Below are 17,501 nucleotides of genomic sequence, written 5' to 3' on the forward strand. Positions count from 1 at the left end.
TAAACTGATTTTCGAGTATTTCGACGAATTTCGACGAAATCGGTCGCCTAGTGGAGAATCAGTAGAATCCGTCCTGTTGACGGCCAGCTTCTTCGCTCTTGCACCATCTGTGGATTCCGCTGTGCAGAACGAGCCTGTCGTCGTTCACTGAGGGCGGAGAACCCGGGAACTTCGCGAGCTTCGCGGACTGTCGGGGATTTCCCGCGCAGACTCCTCAGTCGCGTTTCGGTGTCGCACTCAGGCGAAAACGCAACCGCTTCGAATCGACGTTGCCGTTTGGCCGCCTCTCATGGGAAAGTCGGCTCCCGGTGAGAGGTTGACCGGCACGTTCATTGGCAACGTTTTGGCTTTTTTGGGGGCAAACCGTCCGTGGAAATTCAGGGGGGTTGGGACGTCGTTCGCGACGCGGTCCGGCGAACTGTCGGTTCGTCTGCGTACGACAAATGGTTCGGACGAGTCGAAGTCTTATTAGAGGACGGATCTCTGGTGATCCAGGGTCCAGATCGCTTCAGCGTGAACTGGATCCGCCGGCACTACGACGGGGTCATTCGCGCCGCAGCTTCGGGCGTTCGAGACATCGAGTACCGCGTGGATCCGGCGTTGTTTCAAGACGAGGCAATGCCGGTTCCCGCGATCGAGCCGAGCGAATCAGAGATCCCCGACGAAGCCGAGCAGGGCCGTCTCGATGCCTTTGCGGGTTTCGTTTCGGGACCCAGTAACGCCCTGGCCCTCGAAGCCGCCCGCGCGGTCGCACGCGGCCGGGCCAATCGCTGCAGCCCTCTCTATCTCGCCGGTCCCAGCGGTGTGGGAAAAACCTATTTGTGCAAGGCAATCCGGGAAACTCTGGGCCGCGACGTCGTCTACCGCTCGGCTGAGGAGTTCACCAGCGAAGTCACAGGTGCGATGCGCACCGGAAAGATGGCATCGATCCGCGATCGCTACCGGCGCTCGGCCAATGTACTGATCCTGGAAGACGTGCAGTTCCTGGCGGGCAAACGCGCCACACAGATGGAGCTATTCCACACCCTGGAACACCTGATGAGCCGCGACCGGACCGTCGTCCTGAGTGCGGACCGGCCGCCTTTCGAAATCGATGGACTCGATCCCAAGCTGGCTTCGCGGATGGGTTCGGGCTTCGTCGCCTGTATTGCACCGCCTCCTTTTGAAACCCGTCTACAGACCCTGCGCCTGAAAGCAGCGGGCGGAGGCGTCCGCGTCCCCGAAGATTGCCTGGAACTGCTCGCGCAACGGCCGGTTGAAAGCGTTCTCGACCTGCTGGCCGGACTGAATCAAGTGGTTGCACGCTCCACCCTCTTGCACCGGCCCATCAATACTGACCTCGTACGCGAAGCGCTGAGCGCCGTCGAAGTACCGGGTCGTCCCCGACGCGTGGAAGAACTGCGCACACTGGTCGGTCGCGTCTACGGTTTGAACGAAACCCAATTGCGCAGTCGCTCCAGACGACGCAGCGTGAGTCGGCCTCGACAGATCGCAATGTACCTGTGCCGACGCTACACCGAAGCCTCACTCGCCGATATCGGGCGCGCTTTCGACAAGGATCACACGACGGTCCTGTACTCGATCAACGCCGTGGAACAACGAATGCGCGAGAGCGCGCAATTCCGCTACGAGATCGAAGCACTCCTGCCACGCCTCAATTCGCCGAATCCTGTCCATAGTGCTTCCGATAGTAGTCGAGGTACTCGCCGGACCTGATCGGTTCCCACCAGTCCCGATTCTCGTCATACCAGGCCACGGTTCGCGCGACTCCCTCCTGGAGATCAGCCTGTGGCGACCAGCCGAGTGCGCGAATCTTTGCCGTATCGACGGCGTAGCGCTGGTCGTGACCGGGCCGAAGTCCTTCCACCGGCCGGATCAACGAATCGGGTTTTCCGCAACAGCGCAGGATCATCTCCGTCAGTTCCTTGTTGGGAACCTCGGGATCCTGGTTCGCTCCCACGTTGTAGACCTGACCGGATTCACCCCGCTGCAATAGTAGCAGCAGGGCGCGACAGTGGTCTTCGACGCGCAGCCAGTCCCGCACTTGCGTCCCCCCATCGTATAAGGGCAGCGCCTCGTCCGAGAGCGCGTTGATGACGAAGAGCGGAATCATCTTTTCCGGAAACTGGTAGGGACCGTAGTTGTTCGTGCAACGCGAAACGATCACATCGAGTCCGTGTGTTCGGTAGAAGGCGAGGGCGAGATGGTCGGCCCCGGCCTTGGCTGCAGAGTAGGGACTCGATGGAGCGAGCAGGGTCGTCTCGTCTGGAAAACCCGGATACGCGACGTCGCCGTAGACTTCATCTGTGCCCACTTGCAGGAAACGCGCACCCGCACAGTGTTCGCGCATCGCCTCGAGCATCACATAGGTACCGTACACATTCGTGTCGATGAACTCGCCGGCACGCTCGGAGCTGGTCGAACGATCCACGTGGGTTTCGGCTGCGAAATTGACGATCCAGTCGGCCTCCTCGATCAGGCGTGCGACGGCTTTCGGATCGCGAATATCTCCCCTGGAAAACTGGTAACGCGCTGATTCCGCGACATCTGCCAGATTGGCGGGATTCCCGGCGTAGGTGAGCAGATCCAGATTCATGATCTGCGCTTCCGGTTGTTCGGAGAGCAGCAGGCGGATGAAGTTCGAACCGATGAACCCGCAGCCGCCGGTAACCAGGACTTTCATACCATCCTAGTAGCCACTCCCCATGCCGGTGGCAAACAACGCCTGAGGCTGTGCGAGTTCGAGTTCGGCGAAGGCGGTCGCTTCGGTCGCAGGTGTCGCCCTGCGTCCATAGGTAGTCGTGCGTTCGTAGGGAATACGAGCGATTTCGCGGATCAAACGCCGGATGGTAGGTACCTCGACGTGATCGCCGTGCTCCGATCCCGCGGCATTGCTGATCGACTCCTCCATGAGAGTTCCGCCAAAGTCATTGGCCCCCGACATCAGTCCGACCTGACCGAGCTTGAATCCCATCTTCACCCACGAGATCTGCACGTTCTTGATGTACGGGCGCAGGAAAAGACGCGCGGTGGCCAGTAGCGCCAGGTCCTCTTGCATGCTCGCCCCCGCACGAGAGTGTTCGTTGCGGTAGAGCTTGGTCTGGTGATGAACGAAACCGAGCGGGACGAACTCGGTAAAGCCCCCGGTGTTCTTCTGGATATCGCGCAGCAGATCCAGGTGCTTGGCGACGTGCTGGGGCGTCTCGATGTGCCCGTATAGAAGAGTTGAACTCGAACGAATCCCCAGTTCATGGGCCGTGGTGATGATCTCGACCCAGCGGTCGGTCATCAACTTCTTCGGGCTGATGATCTTGCGCACTCCATCGTCGAGGATCTCTGCGGCTGTACCGGGCATCGTTCCCAGTCCCTCGTCCTTGAGCATCGAGAGGTAATCGCGCAGGGACATTCCATTGGACTTCTGCACGCCGAAGTGAATCTCTTCGGGTGAGAGTGCATGGAGGTGGATATTGGGCAGCTCCGCTTTGATGGCGCCGATGATCTGCGCGTACCAGAAGCCATCCTTATTGGGGTGGATCCCGCCCTGGAGGCAGAGTTCGGAAGCCCCGGCCTTCCAGGCTTCGTGCGCGCGTTCCAGGATTTCCTCGATACTGCGCTCGTAAGCGTCCGAATTGTGCTTGTGTCGGGAGAAGCCACAGAACTTGCAACCGACATAGCAGATGTTGGTGAAGTTGATGTTGCGACAGACCACATAGCTCACCTCGTCACCGACATCGTCCTGGCGAACGGAATCGGCGACGGCGCATAGGATCTGCAGATCGCGGCCACGCGCGCCCAGAAGCGTGGCTGCGTCGGCCTGCGAGAGCTCCCGGCCTTCGAGAGACTTCTCGAGGGCAGCGTGTACGTGGTGATCGGTTCCGCGCAACAGTTTCTCGGACAGGGACTGGGGGGCTGACATTCAGGCTCCTTCAGACGCACTCGACGGCGGCAGTGGATAGCCGTCCGCATCGCTTGCGGCGCGCAAACGCCGAAGCATCTCGGGATCGAAGAACTCGGGTTGCTGCACGATATACGCAGGATACACGCAGTGCCGATCGCGAAGTGTATAGCCTGCGGCCCGGGTTCGGGCGCGCAACTCCTCTAGCTCGGGCCAGGGTGCTTCGGGATTGATGAAATCGATCGTGACGGGCGACACCCCGCCCCAGTCATTCAGTCCGGACCGCACCAGTAGCTCGAGCGATGTGGGGGAAAGATTCGGTGGCGCCTGCAGATTCATCTGCGGACCGAGCAGGAGACGCGCGAGCGCAACCGTACCGGCCATCAGTTCGTCCGATGGCATTGGCAGATCGGCCAGCGCCGTGCCCGACTTCGGGTGAAAATTCTGCACGATGACTTCCTGGATATGCCCGCCCTCGTTGTGCAACTCGCGGATCGCCAGCAGGGTATCGACGCGTTCTGCTGGCGTCTCACCGATTCCGATCAGGATTCCGCTGGTGAACGGAATCTTCAGCTCTCCCGCCTCGCGCGTCATGCGCAGGCGCAGTTCGGGTTCTTTGTCGGGGCAGTAGTAGTGTGCTTCACCCTTCTGGCGCAGGCGCGGGCTGACGGTTTCCAGCATCAGCCCCATGCTCGCGTTGAAAGGGCGCAGCCGGGTCAGCTCTTCGGCGCTCATGATGCCCGCATTCGTGTGCGGGAAGACCCCCTGCTCGTAGGCCACACGACACGCCTCGATCAGATACGCCGTGGTGTTCGCGAAACCCTGCTCCTGCAACCAGCCGCGATAGCCGCGATAGGCGACTTCGGGCTTGTCGCCCAGGCAGAAGAGCGCTTCGGGACAGCCGGCGGCGAAGGCCTTGCGAGCCATCGCTCGAACGTCCGATAGCGGCCAGGTATGAGCGTCCGGATCGTCGGGCTGAACGGCGAAAGTGCAGTAGCCACAGCGATTCCGGCAGAGATTGGTGAGCGGAATAAAGACGTTTCGCGAGACGGTGATCTCGCGCCCGTGCCCGCGAATACCGAGTTCCTGAGCGGCCTCGAGCAGGGGCTGCAGGATCGCCTCGGGTTCGCGATCGAGTTGCCAGGCGATCTCCAACGCCGCGCCGCGGCCCAGGGGCTCCGCGTCGACTGCCTTCCGGATCGCTTCGATCTGCTCCGCGCGGGTCAGCGCCAATCCCGTCTCCCGTGTCCCGGGCCGTTCGACCCGTTTCCTCTGTCCCGCGACCGCACCCCCCAGTGCTGTTTTCGAACGATAGCACAGGGGGCAGGGACAGAGGCGGAGAGCGGATTCAGTGGGGCTGAGCCTTGTGCCGGAAGGTACCGGCCAACGCGCGGAGCAATGCGAGCGCGATCAGCCCGGCCAGAAAAGCCCGTCCGGCATCGACACCCTGTGGAAGGTCTTCGACCAATAGACTCATGACGGCGGCGACGACAACGAACGCCAGGGCTTTTTGCGTGGTGCGAGCCGCGGCTGACGTGGCGGTCCGTTCGAGTCGCAACCAGGTGAGCACGAGAAACAGGCAGGCCAGCAGACCGATGAACGTCCCCCAGGCGGATACGCCTGACTTCTCCGCCGGAGCTGGCTCGGGAACGATTTCGGCGGGCGGCGGGCTGACCTCGGCAATCGCGGGGTCTGGGGCGGTCTCGCGCTCGGGTGGGGCTGTTTCCGATCGGTAGCGCAGAGGCTCGGAGACGCGCACGCGCTCGATCATCTCGTGGAAGGTTGCGCGATGGACCGCGAGCCGATCGCTCATGCCCTGGATCACCAGGGATCCGACTTCGGTCGGGATGATCGCAGTGAGCGTCGCCAGGTTGCCGCCGGATTTGATCTCCCCTTTCGTCCAGATGATGTTGCGCTCCCGGTCGTAGCGAATCTGCTCGTAACTGAACGGGACACCGGGTATGGATGCGCGGGTGGGGGCACTGAGCTCCGCGTCTGCCACCCGTTCGTAACTCGCCAATTCTGTGGCCGTGTACTTCTTGCCCAGCATCGCTGTAATGGTGAACAAGGCGTAGCCATCGGCCTGGTTCCGCGGCATGAACTCGACCGCGGTGATCAAAGCGGTCGCTCCTCCTTCATCGCGCACCTTCTCGGCAAGCGCGTCGATGCGATCGAAGATTTCCTCGGGCACATCCGTCCAGCCCGCCGGAATATCGACTGTGATGTGCTCTCCCGTGAGCCCCGCCGGATACTGGATGCGCCGCGCCGGTGCCGCTTGTTCCCGGGATTTGACTCGCGGCGCAGAGGAATCCAGAAACGGATCAGCAGTCGTGTCCATCTGATCGGGGTCGTCTTGCCGCAATTCCTCCTGAGCCCGAGTCGCGGCCGGTACCCAGACGAGCAATGCGACGAGCAGAAGGCTGCGCAGAAAGTGGGTATGGGCGTGGAGTCGGAGGCTCATTGCGTTCGGAAATCGTCCCAGATCGCGTGCATCTTTAGAACAGTTAGGGAACCGGCCGCTTCGCCGGGATGTCGACGATCTCCGGTTCTGCGTAGGTAAGACGCTTGCGCATGACCTCGATCGCTTCGGGGTTCGAATCCATCAGCACGAACTCGCGCTGATTGCGCGCAGCCGCATCGCCGAGCGTTCCGCTGCCCGCGAAGAAGTCGAGCAGGAGATCGCCCGGATTGCTGTGCACGCGCACGATGCGCTCGACCACTCCCAACGGTTTCTGTGTGGCGTAGCCCGTGCGCTCCCGACCCGACGTCGGCACGATCGTGTTCCACCAGACATCGGTCGGAGTTTTGCCGCGAGCCGCTTTCTCTGCCCCGACCAGACCGGGAGCCTGGTAGGGAATCCGATCGATCTCATCGTAATTGAACGTGTAGTTTGACGGATCCTTGGCGTACCAGAGAATCGTGTCGTGCTTGGCCGGCCAGCGCCTCTTCGGACGCCCGCCGTAATCGTACGACCAGATGATCTCGTTCATGAATGCGTCGCGACCGAAGATCTGATCCACGAGCACCTTGCAGTAGTGAACTTCGCGGGCATCGAGGTGCAGGAAGAAGGAGCCGTCCGGTTTCAAGATCCGGTAGGCGTGGTGAATCCGCGGCTCGATGAACTTCAGGAAGTCATCGAAAGAATCCGCGAATTCGCTCGTACCCACGACTTCGGTGCGATAGCGTCGGCCCTGAAAACCGACGCGATCTCCAGCGGCATCCTGCCTGGTGCGCATCCGAGTTCGGCGCTGCGGTTTACCCGTGTTGAACGGCGGGTCTACATAGATCAGATCGACCGAGCCGTCCGCTAGCTCGGGCAGTAGCACTTCGTTGTCGCCAAGCAGGATTCTGTTCACGCGGTTATCCTGCGCTCATGAGCGTGCGCGCAGTCATTTTCGACTTATTCGACACACTGGTGGATCTCCACATGGAGAACCTGCCCCGCGTTACCCTGGGCAAGCGTCAGATTCCCTCCACGCTCGGGGCCCTCCACGAGCAGATTGTGCGGCACGTCGACATGGAGATCGAGGAATTCCTGAATATCGTGCGCGAGGTCGACAAGATCTCCCGCGAAACGCGCTACAAGCAAGGTCTGGAGTTTCCGACCCTGCAGCGCTTCGAAGAGATCTGTGAGCGACTCGGAACGGACGACCCGGACTTGCCCGAAACCCTGACGCGCACGCATATGAGGGCCATCCAGGACCAGGTCCGCTACCTGCCCCATCACGTGGACCTGCTGCGGGAGCTGCGAGACGCAGGCTTGAAGACCGCCATCTGTTCGAACTTCAGCCATGCCCCCACGGGTCTGGATGTGATCGAGGAAGCCGGACTCACCGAGCAACTCGACGAGGTCGTGATTTCGGTGGATGTGGCTTATCGCAAACCGCGCGCCGAGATCTTCGAAGAAACGCTGCGACGGCTTTCGATCGCACCGGACGAGGGTATTCACGTGGGCGACAACCTGGACGCTGATGTGGACGGTGCGGCGAAACTCGGAATTCGCACCGTCTGGGTGACACGCAGGGTTTCGGATCCCAGAGTGCATCTGGAGCGTCACAAGGGCCGTGCACCGGAGTTCGTAGTCAGCGATCTGCGCGAAATTCCGGGAATTGCAGTCGCTGGGTGCGCCTCGTGAGTTCGGTATACCGCCGCATAGCGTTGTTGATTCTGGCAAGTACCTGGGCTTTCGGCTGTGCGCTGGTCGGACCGGGAGACCCGCGATCGGCCTACGCAGGACCGTTCATCACCGAATTCGGCATCGTCGGCTCCGACGACGCGGGAAAACAAGCTGTCGAAGCCTCGCGCGCGATCGTTTTGACGGAGGCGGGGCGGAAAGTCGGTTTCCGCGTACTGCCTTCTTATAACGTACCTTTCGAGGCCTACACTGTGCTGTACATGCCTGAGCCTCCACCCCACTCCACTCTGGTGGGCTCGAAACTCGAGAGCGACTCGGGTTACGCCGCGCGTACGTCCATGAAGATGGCTCGTGGCGAGACGTTTCTGAGTTCGGTCCTGGCGGCGGACGACCCGATCGGCATCTACACAGCGGAACTCTATCTGGACGGTCGCGTCGTCTCGAAGGTGCGCTTCGAGGTCAGTTCGCCAGCGACCGAATCCGATCTTCCGTGAAACCGAGGAAAACCAGACGCGAGGCCCGAGTTTGATGAGCGCCGACCAGCTCTTCTTGATCTGCAACTACGGAATCCTGCCAGCCTGGTGCCTGCTGATCTTCGCTCCCAGATGGGAGTGGACTCAACGGCTCGTGCACGCCGTGTGGGTTCCCGTACTGCTGGGTCCGGTGTACGCCTGGGCGATCCTCAGCGATAGCGGCACACCCGACGGCGCCAGTTTCGGGTCGCTACAGGGCGTGATGCTGTTTTTCACATCGGCCCAGTCCGCGCTTGCGGGCTGGATTCACTACCTGGTGTTCGACCTCTTCGTAGGCGCTTGGGAGTTGCGCGACGCCCAGCGTCGGGACCTGCCTCATCTGGCCGTCGTACCGTGTCTGGTGTTCACCCTCATGCTCGGACCGCTAGGCCTGCTTCTATACCTGCTATTGCGTTTCGGCCTGAAACGCGAACTCTCCCTCCAGGAGTAGAGAGGACTCGAGATGATACTGGAACAGGCCCTTCTCAACGTGAAGCCGGGCCAGGAGGACGCGTTCGAAAGCGCGTTCGAGAAGGCGCAGAAGATCGTCGCCTCGATGCCCGGGTATGTTTCGCACGAGCTTTCGCGCTGTCTCGAAAACGACTCGCGTTATCTACTCTTGATCCGTTGGGACAGCCTCGAAGATCACACCGAGGGTTTTCGCGGCTCATCCGAATACCAGAAGTGGCGCGAGCTACTGCATCACTTCTACGATCCCTTTCCCAGCGTCGAGCACTACGAGTGGACGACCGGACCGGGTCTGTGATCAGCTCTTCGTCGCCACGAAGAGGTAGCGATTCAGGCTGAAGAAGTACTCACCCGCCGCACCGAGTTCGCGTAACTCCTGTTTCCAGGCCTCGACTTCTTCCTCGCTGACGCCGGCCCGCCCAGCGACAAAGGCGGCGATCGCGCGGGTGATTCCGTAGCTGTAGGTGTGCTGCTGGTACTCGGTGTTGAGCAGCGGAACGACTTCGACGCGGCGCACGCGCAATCCAACTGCTTCCAGGCGTGGCCCCAGCGTCGCCGGAAGACCGGGATCGTGAAGGTGTTCCTCCCAGGCATCCATGATGCGGCGCAGACGATCCGGATCCCTTGTGTGGAAGACGGCGCTGTCCCAGTGCGTATCCAGAATCACCACGCGACCACCGGGCTTGAGCACACGGGCGACTTCGGCGAGTGCCGTGCCCATATCGGGCACGTATTCGTAGACCTGGGTCGACACGACTGCATCGAAGCTCTCGTCGCCGAACGGAAGTTCTTCCGCATCGGCTTGTTTGAATTCGGTCCACGCCTGTTCTGCACAACGTGCTCGAGTCATCGCCAGCATCGGTTCGCTCTTGTCGATGCCCGCGACGAACCCCGTCTTGCCGACCGCCGCGGCGAGATCGAAAGCGAGCAACCCGGGACCGATACCGATATCGAGAGCGCGCTCTCCGGGGCGCATCGCCAGAGTTTCGAGCACTCGGCAACGCTGCACCACGATATCGGGTGTTAGATAGACGCGTTCCAGCGTCTTTGCGGCTTGTGCGTCGAACTCGAGCTGTTGGGAACTCATGCGCCCATCATACCCCCGCAGCTTTGCGGCCCGCTCTTCGGCCGAAGAATGTTGCGTCCCCGAGCGACAGGCCGCTGGCGTACCCGGGAGCCGCCAGACATGCAGTCGCGCGACCGGCGGCGTAGAGGCCTCTTATCGTTTCACCGTCGGGCGTGAGTACTTCGCCGTCGACCGTAGTCGACAGACCGCCGAGTGTGAAGGCGGCGTACAGCGAACTCTGTGTACGACAGTCGAGCGCACCATAAGGCGGATTGACAAGTGGCGTGAGCCACTTCGGATCCTTGCCAAACAGCGGATCGCCTCCGTGTTCGGCGTGTCGGTTGTACAGGGCCAGCGAAGTCTGCAGGCTTCCGTCGGGTAGACCGAGCTGAGTTTCCAGTTCCTCGATCGTCTCGCCGACCGCCGCGACGTCGCGCGGCACGTTTGGTCGCAGAAACGTCTCGTCGTCGAGAATCAGAAAGGCCTGCCCATCGTTGCGGAACACAGCGTATTCGCCGAGTCGTCCCATATAGGCATCTTCGTTGATGAAGCGTTGACCCTGAGCATTCACCAGGATGCCCTTGAGCAATTCCTTCGGCTCCGTGAAGGGCAACGAGATCGAACCCATCCCCATGTTCACTGTACTGGCACCGGCGCCGACTCCCATGCGGATCCCGCTGCCATCGTCTCCTTCGGCTCCGACGCGCACATTGCAACGGCGCAGCAATGGCGCGTGCTGGTCGAGCATCTCGTCGTTGTTGATAAAGCCACCCGTGCTCAGAATCACACCGTGGGTCGCGCGAATCAGCAGTTCTGCTCCGCCGATGCTCGCGAGTGCACCGAGCACCTCGCGCTGCGGCGTGACCACCAACGTCTGACAACGAGCATCCGTGAGAAACTCCGTCGACGTGCGCTGCACACTGGCCACGAGCTTTTGCATGAGCAGGCCGCCCGCCGCCCCGGGAATCTGTGGCACGTGACCGCGAGGCGCAGGCCGGGCAATTCGATTGAACGGCGCAACGGCTTCATTGCCCGAGTACACCAGACCGTCATCGGTCGGTGGTTCACCGCTATAGCCGGGATAGAACACTGGCTTGAAGGCAACTCCAAGTTCGGCAAGCCAGTGGTAGTGCTCGATACTTCCGTCGCAGTACAGGCGAATCTTGGCTTCGTCGGGTTTCTCCCCGCACGCGGCCATCAAATACTTGTACATCTCCTCTGGCGTGTCTTCGAAGCCGCACTCCTTTTGCACAGGAGTACCCCCACCCAGGTAGAGCACTCCGCCCGACATCGCAGATGTTCCGCCGCCTCCACTGGCTCGTTCCAGGAGGGTGACCCGCGCCCCTGCGCGCGAAGCCTCGATCGCGGCCGCAGCGCCGGCAGCGCCGCATCCCACCACCAGGACTTCCGTCTCGACGTCCCACCGCTCGACTTCTCTGCTGTCGACGACCTTGGAGGGCTTTCGCATTCCGCCATCCTACCGCGACTGCGTTGGCGGAAGTCCACAGTGATACCACTGCTCGGGCTCTTCACAGCCACAGGTGGGTTTCCAGAAGGATTCCCGCCAGAACTCCAGATCGGTGAAGTCACCGTGTCGAATGGGAACTCCGGGTCCGCTGCCCGGGAAGAGCTTGAAGTGGATCTGATCGTGCAGGTGGTCAGGAACGTAGCGATGGCCGTGCAAAAGGCTCAGAGCGCGTCCAGAAGTGCGATCGAGGAGAGTGTCGGGGCTTTCCAAGAAGGAATCGATCCAGACCAGGAGCGAACCCGGGGGAGCCAGATCGAAGACTCGCATGCCCAGGATTTTCCGATCGGGAAAGCGTTCGGCCGCCTCCGCGTGCTCGTGCAAGGTGAGATGGTAGATATTCGTTTCCGGATGACGATCGAGATAGGGCAGCGCGCTTTCGAGGTAGCTTCGCAGAGAATCCGCAGCAGCCATGTAGACGATATTCTTGAACTCGGGAACACCGACCTCGCCTCGCGTCGGTTCGAAGTTTGCGACGCGCAGCAGCTCATTGGTGATGATCGCACCCATGCTATGCCCGACGATCGTGATCTCCAGCCGGTCACAGCTTGCGTGCTCCCCTTGCGGACCGCATTGCTCTTCGCGCAACGCTCGCATGAAGCGACGCAATGCACTTTCGGGCGCCCGATCGACCCAGGAGTAGTCATCGGCGTGGGCCGAAGCCTCTTCGGGTTCCAGCAGGAACTCCGCTTCGTTGTTGAACAGGAGGCGCACGCGGCGCTTCATCGAAGCCCAGGCTGCTGCGCCTCCACTCTCGACAATCGGACTGATCGCCACCCGCACCGGCAGCCAGAACAGACTGCGGACGGCCGAGCCGATCGTTCCACCGCCTCCGGCTGCGCGACCAATCGAGATCTGCGGTTCCGAGCTGCCGGGTTTGGCGCAATCACATGCGCTGTCGCGACACACGAGCGCCTCGCCGGTCCGGCGCGCGACTTCGTCTTCATCCGGTTCGACCATCGGAATCTGCCCGCGCATCCTACGCTGGACGCTTCCGAGTACGGGGACAAAACCGAGCGAATCGAGTGCCGCCTGGGCCTCGAGCAACCAGACCAGTGGTGCGCGCGTCAATCCCCGCCCGATATCTCCGGCGAGCACCACAGGCGACCACAGAATTCCCAGACCCGTCGGCCATTCTTTGCCCTGGCGGGTGCGCAGGAGGTGTTCATTGAAATAGCTCGATACCAGAGACGAATCCCAGTTCACGAAGATGGGGTAGAAATCCTTCATCTGCTCGCTGAGCGTCAGCACGCGAACCAGCGTCTCGCGTTGCTCATTCAGCCCGCCGTGAATGAAGATCAGGACTTTCCTGGGCGCATCGGGCTTGCGCAATCCGGCGATCACGTCGGGGAACGGATTGCTCTTCCCGTCCCAGTCCAGCGGCAGTGTTTCGTATCGACTGGGTGTGATTTTGGAGAAGACGGATCCATCGGGGCCAACCGGCTGGCCTTTGCGATCGAACATGACCACGTGTTCCGCTGGAACACCGCTTGGCATGCTTCTGCACGCCGCGCCGACGAGTACGAGCGCAATCGTCAACAGGAGTTTCCCGATCCACCGGATGTCGCTGGCGATATGCATGTCTTGGCACTGTAGGACAACCCTGTCCAGAGCGGCCGGCGCCGCGGTGTATTAGCCTGCGCCCATGGCCGGAGTCTTGTGGACGATCTGGATAGCGACGGGCGGGCTGCTCACCTACGTGTATGCGGGCTACCCCCTTCTGTCGGGCTTGCTTGCACGCATCGCCGCCCGTCCGCATCGCCGAGACGCAATCGAGCCCAGCGTTTCGCTGATCATCCTGGCCTATAACGAAGAGCGCGGCATAGCGGCCAAACTGGAAAATTCCCTCGCCCTCGACTACCCGAGCGACAAGCTCGAGATCGTGGTCGCCTCGGACGGCTCCGAGGACCGGACGGACGAAATCGTCAGAGGATTCGCCGATCGGGGCGTGCGCTTGTTCCGCGCGGATGAACATCCGGGCAAAACGGGAACCACCAATCGCGTCGTACCCGGCACCCAGGGCGATATCCTGGTGTTCTCGGACGCGACGGGCGTCTACGGTCACGATGCACTTCGGGCCCTGGTTCGGAACTTCGCCGATCCCGAGGTCGGTGCCGTCAGCGGGCGGGTTACATATACGTACGGCGGGTCCGCATCCGCCGAAGGTTTCGATGCCTACCAGAAGCTGGTGGTATTCGCGCGCAAGGCCGACGGTGAATGGGGTACCGAGACTTCGACCAGCGGCAGCATCACCGCAATTCGCCGCGAGTTGTTTCGGGCAATTCCCTGCCAACTCGACTTCGACATGGCCAATCCACTGCACGTTGCCTTTGCGGGATACCGCACCGTTTACGAACCGGAAGCGACCTCGGGTGAGGAAGCGCGGGAAGAAGCTGCAAGCGAGTTCGGCGCCCGAGTCCGCATGGCCGTCTTCTCTTTCAGCTTCCTCCCCTACTTCCTGTCGCACCTGCGCGAATGCCAGAATCGCCGCTATGTGTTCCAGATGCTCAGCCACAAGGTGTTGCGCTGGCTCTCACCCTTCCTGCTACTCGGGTTCTTGGCCAGCAGCGCCTTGCTCGCGTCTCAATCGACGCTCGCCGTCAGCGCACTCACGGCTCAACTCCTGTTCTATGCGCTAGCAGGGGCGGGCTATCTGATGCAAGGCTCGCGTGGCCTGATTGCACGAGCCACCGGCATCCCGCTGTTCTTCGTGACGATCAACCTGGCGTTTCTCGTAGGCGGAATGCGCTGGCTGCGCGGCGAACGAATCGGGACCTGGAAACCCGAACGCTAGCAAGACCTGCGCAGCCAAGCGGCAGGCCGCACCCAGTATCCTTGGAGCAGTCCACTATCGGCGTTGATTTGCCTCGGAGACGGGATGTGATTCAAGTCCTGTCCCGCCGATTCCGAAAAATTCGCTGATGGCGCGACAACGTTCAACAGGAACCGATATCGTCGGCTCCGTACTATCACTGTTTCGACAGCCCAAGGCGACCAAGGTCAAGGCTCGGGTGCCAACGGCATCCAAGAAGAAGCAGCCGAAGATGAAGGTCACGCCCAAGAAGGTCTCGCAGGAGGCCTCGGGCGACGAGCCTCGCGCGATTCGCGTGGCTCAACGTTTCGATCTGACGGCATCTGTGGAATTGACCAGTACCGGTGGCTGCGAGTGCGGAAGCGGTACTGTGCGCAATCTCTCCACGAGCGGTGTACTCATCGAACCGGGAACCATGGACGTTCCGGTGGGCACCTCGATCACGGTATTGTTCACGGTGATTGCAGACGCGACGAATCTGACGGTGACCGGACGGGTCGCGCGCTTTACCTCGGAAGGCCTCGCGGTCAGTTTCGTCGCTCCTGACGAAAGGTTTCGGGCCGTGGTCAGTCAAGTGATCCCGAAACTCGCGCCCAAGACCGAAGGCGCCTGGCGCTTCCGAATGCCGGACAAGGATCCGAAGAAAGACAAGAAGGGCCGCCGATAGCCGCGTCCATCGGCGCCAGAGCTTCGCGCCGTCCTTCACATGCCTTTTGCGAACCTCCTTTCGCGAACCCCTTTTCTGAAATCCCTCTTTTCGGAAACCCTGACCTGACGGAAACTCCCCGCTCGCGGTGATAGGCTGGTGTCGATTCCGAAAGGAGACACCATGCCAAGCGACCAGGGAATGAAACTGCGTCGGGAGTGGCTTCTCGGATTTCGCAGCCTCTGGCAATTCATCAGGGGAAAGGGCGGCCTCGATAGCGCCATGGAGGCCATGTTCGCGCTGGCGGGCCCCACCGTCGAGCGGGAATTCGAGAAGTTCGCCGCGCATCCGGTGGGACAGAGACTGCTGAAGGAATCTCCCCGTCCGGATCTGAATGCTCTGCTGGCCGATCAAGCAACATTGCGCGCGATGCCCGAGGGCAGCTTCGCCGACGCCTATCTCATCTATATGGGTGATGTGGGCATGGCCCCGGCCGACGCGTTTCTGGAAGCGGCCGGCCTCGACGAAAAGGCAAGGCGTTTCGGTTGGAGCGATGATCAGCTCTGGTTCGTAAGACGCATGGCGAACAGCCACGACCTGTTTCACGTCCTCGGGGGCTACGATCGCACGATCACCGGCGAAGTCGGCGTGGACGCCTTCACCGCTGGGCACATCCCGCTGATCCCGATTCGCCTGATGATGCTGTACTTCCTGATCCTCAAGCCGTCGGATCCGATCAGCTGGTGTCGCTACGTCCTGAACTCCTACAAGCACGGACACAGAACTCCTTCTCTTTTCTGCGTCGACTACGAAGCCGTGCTACCCCTGCCTCTCGATGAAGTGAGGCGCCAGATCGGCGTCCCGAGCTTTGAAGAAATCCACGCGCGAGGCGTCCCCCTGAAGGGACGAGTCCTGGATCGAATCGAACGAAGGATCGAGGGCCGCTAGGAAATGGGAGAGAAGATGGGCGCGGTTTCGAATTCTACAATCGCGAGCCTCGCGTTGGCGATGGTAGTGCTCCTGGGAGCCTGCGCGCAGGCCAATCTCCAGACCAGTCCAGAGGCTCCACCTGTCGCCGTGATTGTCGAGCCCGTGGTTCAGGGCCCTCCCGATCCCGATGCGGGAAAGCAGTTCTTCGACAGCATCCGCGGAGGCAACTGCAAGATCTGTCACTACACGAACGAGCGACGCATGGTCGGTCCCGGCATGAGAAACGTCACCCGGCGCCACACGGAAGACTGGCTTCGCATGTGGCTCAACGATCCACAGGGAACCTGGCGCAGTGGACATCCCGAGACTGAAGAACTGAGGACCAGGACGCGCAAGAACAAGGTTCCCGTCACCGCTTGTGTGAAGCAGCCCATGACCGAGAAGCAGGTGGACGACCTGATCTCCTTCCTCAAGACCCTGGAAACGGATCAGACGCCGTAGAGAGCGAGTTCAGCCCAGGGCGACGAGCGTAATCGCGACCAACCCCAGACCGCCGAGCGCAGCCAGGACCAAGAGCATCATGCGCAGACGGCCGATCGTCAGGAAGGGACCGAGCGGACTGTTGAAGATGGCCTGACGCAAGGGCATCCAGATGCGCTCGCCCAGAATCTTGGGTGGCAGCTTTTTCATTGCGTTGATGATGCGACGCTGCAGAATCACCCGAGGCGACAACGAGTGTTCGAATGCGGCCAGGTCGTAGCTGCCTTCGATGATGAAGCGCTTGATCTTGAACGGGTCCGTATCGCGATTGCACGTGCCGTTGTCTGAAGTACAGACTGACGCGTAACCCGCTTCCTTGCACAGTTCCAGGGTTTCGCGTTTGTAGAAGTTCAGCGGTACGGCGAAGTGGTCGACCTTGCGGTCGATCCACTCCGAGAGTGTTTTCTTCGAGCGCACGAGTTCGTCCAGGACCCGCTCACGACTCATCTCGTTCAGCCCGCGGTGGCTGACGGCGTGTGATCCGATCTGGATCCCGCCCTCTGCACAGCTGCGCATCTCTTCGATCGTCATGCGACGTTCGAAGTATTCGCCTTCGTGAAAGATCCAGGCGTCCTCATCGATGGTCACGAACACGGTCGAGGGTATACCCAGGCCCGAGAGGATCGGGAGCGCGTGCTTGTACACACTCTCGCAACCGTCGTCGAAGGAGATGAAGACCGGATTGTCGGGCAGAGGCGCCTTCGTGCTCAGATGCGCGGCCAGCTGATCCAGACCTATGAAGTGGTAACCGTGCGCGCGCAACCAGACGAGCTGTTCCTTGAAGCGATCGTCTGGCATCGAGAAGATCTGCTCGGTACCTGTAAACCGGTCGTAGGTAGAACGCGGAATGACGCGATGGTAGAGCAAACAGAGAATGCGATCGTCGCGGCTTTCCTCTCGGTACATGCGCGAAAGCACAGCAGCGAGCCCAGCGACCCCGACCCAACCCACGAGTGCAACCCAGCCCAGCAC

At 61.2% G+C, this 17,501-nt stretch carries 18 protein-coding genes; 9 read left to right on the forward strand and 9 right to left on the reverse strand.

Annotated features, from left to right (window positions below; all coding sequences use genetic code 11):
* Positions 1-369: 369 nt before the first annotated feature.
* Positions 370-1,716: a chromosomal replication initiator protein DnaA gene (locus GY725_25165; protein MCP4007483.1), complete on the forward strand. Its 1,347-nt coding sequence runs from the start codon at positions 370-372 to the stop codon at positions 1,714-1,716.
* Here GY725_25165 and rfbB read toward each other — a convergent pair.
* The 5 genes from rfbB to GY725_25190 all read right to left on the reverse strand — a co-directional run bounded on the left by rfbB (position 1,655) and on the right by GY725_25190 (position 7,251).
* Positions 1,655-2,683: a dTDP-glucose 4,6-dehydratase gene (gene rfbB / locus GY725_25170; GenBank protein MCP4007484.1), complete on the reverse strand. Its 1,029-nt coding sequence runs from the start codon at positions 2,681-2,683 to the stop codon at positions 1,655-1,657. The two genes, GY725_25165 and rfbB, sit on opposite strands and share 62 nt — an antisense overlap.
* Before the next feature lie 6 nt (positions 2,684-2,689).
* Entirely contained in the window at positions 2,690-3,916 is a 1,227-nt protein-coding gene (gene cofH, locus GY725_25175) for a 5-amino-6-(D-ribitylamino)uracil--L-tyrosine 4-hydroxyphenyl transferase CofH (protein MCP4007485.1), read from the reverse strand.
* Positions 3,917-5,128: a 7,8-didemethyl-8-hydroxy-5-deazariboflavin synthase CofG gene (cofG, locus tag GY725_25180; protein ID MCP4007486.1), complete on the reverse strand. Its 1,212-nt coding sequence runs from the start codon at positions 5,126-5,128 to the stop codon at positions 3,917-3,919.
* A gap of 115 nt (positions 5,129-5,243) precedes the next feature.
* On the reverse strand, positions 5,244-6,356 hold the full coding sequence (locus GY725_25185) for a hypothetical protein (GenBank protein MCP4007487.1): 1,113 nt from the start codon (positions 6,354-6,356) through the stop codon (positions 5,244-5,246).
* Positions 6,357-6,399: 43 nt separating this feature from the next.
* Positions 6,400-7,251, reverse strand: a complete 852-nt coding sequence (locus GY725_25190) for a site-specific DNA-methyltransferase (GenBank protein MCP4007488.1) — start codon at positions 7,249-7,251, stop codon at positions 6,400-6,402.
* Between the two features lie 17 nt (positions 7,252-7,268).
* Here GY725_25190 and GY725_25195 point away from each other — a divergent pair, with 17 nt between their 5' ends.
* The 4 genes from GY725_25195 to GY725_25210 are packed head-to-tail and all read left to right on the forward strand — an operon-like array spanning position 7,269 to position 9,308.
* The gene (locus GY725_25195; GenBank protein MCP4007489.1) at positions 7,269-8,030 is read left to right on the forward strand and encodes an HAD family hydrolase; all 762 of its coding nucleotides are present in this window, start codon (positions 7,269-7,271) and stop codon (positions 8,028-8,030) included.
* Positions 8,027-8,524: a hypothetical protein gene (locus GY725_25200; protein ID MCP4007490.1), complete on the forward strand. Its 498-nt coding sequence runs from the start codon at positions 8,027-8,029 to the stop codon at positions 8,522-8,524. The genes GY725_25195 and GY725_25200 overlap by 4 nt, the downstream gene beginning before the upstream one ends.
* Before the next feature lie 34 nt (positions 8,525-8,558).
* Positions 8,559-8,993 (forward strand): DUF4281 domain-containing protein, encoded by a 435-nt coding sequence (locus tag GY725_25205; GenBank protein MCP4007491.1) that lies wholly within the window; start codon positions 8,559-8,561, stop codon positions 8,991-8,993.
* A 12-nt stretch (positions 8,994-9,005) separates the two neighbouring features.
* On the forward strand, positions 9,006-9,308 hold the full coding sequence (locus tag GY725_25210) for an antibiotic biosynthesis monooxygenase (GenBank protein ID MCP4007492.1): 303 nt from the start codon (positions 9,006-9,008) through the stop codon (positions 9,306-9,308).
* On the opposite strand, the gene GY725_25215 is transcribed toward GY725_25210, so the two are convergent.
* The 3 genes from GY725_25215 to GY725_25225 are packed head-to-tail and all read right to left on the reverse strand — an operon-like array spanning position 9,309 to position 13,140.
* On the reverse strand, positions 9,309-10,097 hold the full coding sequence (locus tag GY725_25215; GenBank protein MCP4007493.1) for a methyltransferase domain-containing protein: 789 nt from the start codon (positions 10,095-10,097) through the stop codon (positions 9,309-9,311). It abuts the gene before it with no gap.
* A 7-nt stretch (positions 10,098-10,104) separates the two neighbouring features.
* Complete coding sequence (locus GY725_25220; protein ID MCP4007494.1) at positions 10,105-11,544, reverse strand: FAD-dependent oxidoreductase; 1,440 nt, start codon at positions 11,542-11,544, stop codon at positions 10,105-10,107.
* Between the two features lie 9 nt (positions 11,545-11,553).
* The gene (locus GY725_25225) at positions 11,554-13,140 is read right to left on the reverse strand and encodes a hypothetical protein (protein ID MCP4007495.1); all 1,587 of its coding nucleotides are present in this window, start codon (positions 13,138-13,140) and stop codon (positions 11,554-11,556) included.
* Positions 13,141-13,246: 106 nt separating this feature from the next.
* Here GY725_25225 and GY725_25230 point away from each other — a divergent pair, with 106 nt between their 5' ends.
* From GY725_25230 to GY725_25245, 4 genes are all read left to right on the forward strand, one after another.
* On the forward strand, positions 13,247-14,395 hold the full coding sequence (locus tag GY725_25230; protein ID MCP4007496.1) for a glycosyltransferase: 1,149 nt from the start codon (positions 13,247-13,249) through the stop codon (positions 14,393-14,395).
* A gap of 127 nt (positions 14,396-14,522) precedes the next feature.
* The gene (locus tag GY725_25235) at positions 14,523-15,080 is read left to right on the forward strand and encodes a PilZ domain-containing protein (protein MCP4007497.1); all 558 of its coding nucleotides are present in this window, start codon (positions 14,523-14,525) and stop codon (positions 15,078-15,080) included.
* Positions 15,081-15,242: 162 nt separating this feature from the next.
* Entirely contained in the window at positions 15,243-16,007 is a 765-nt protein-coding gene (locus tag GY725_25240) for a hypothetical protein (protein MCP4007498.1), read from the forward strand.
* Between the two features lie 3 nt (positions 16,008-16,010).
* Positions 16,011-16,490 carry a cytochrome c gene (locus GY725_25245; GenBank protein MCP4007499.1) on the forward strand — a complete coding sequence of 160 codons (480 nt, stop codon included), beginning with the start codon at positions 16,011-16,013 and terminating at the stop codon, positions 16,488-16,490.
* Between the two features lie 9 nt (positions 16,491-16,499).
* Here GY725_25245 and GY725_25250 read toward each other — a convergent pair whose 3' ends face one another.
* Positions 16,500-17,501, reverse strand: a complete 1,002-nt coding sequence (locus GY725_25250) for a polysaccharide deacetylase family protein (protein MCP4007500.1) — start codon at positions 17,499-17,501, stop codon at positions 16,500-16,502.

The sequence above is a fragment of the bacterium genome (genome assembly GCA_024226335.1).
In the GTDB taxonomy this organism is placed as follows: Bacteria; Myxococcota_A; UBA9160; order SZUA-336; family SZUA-336; genus JAAELY01.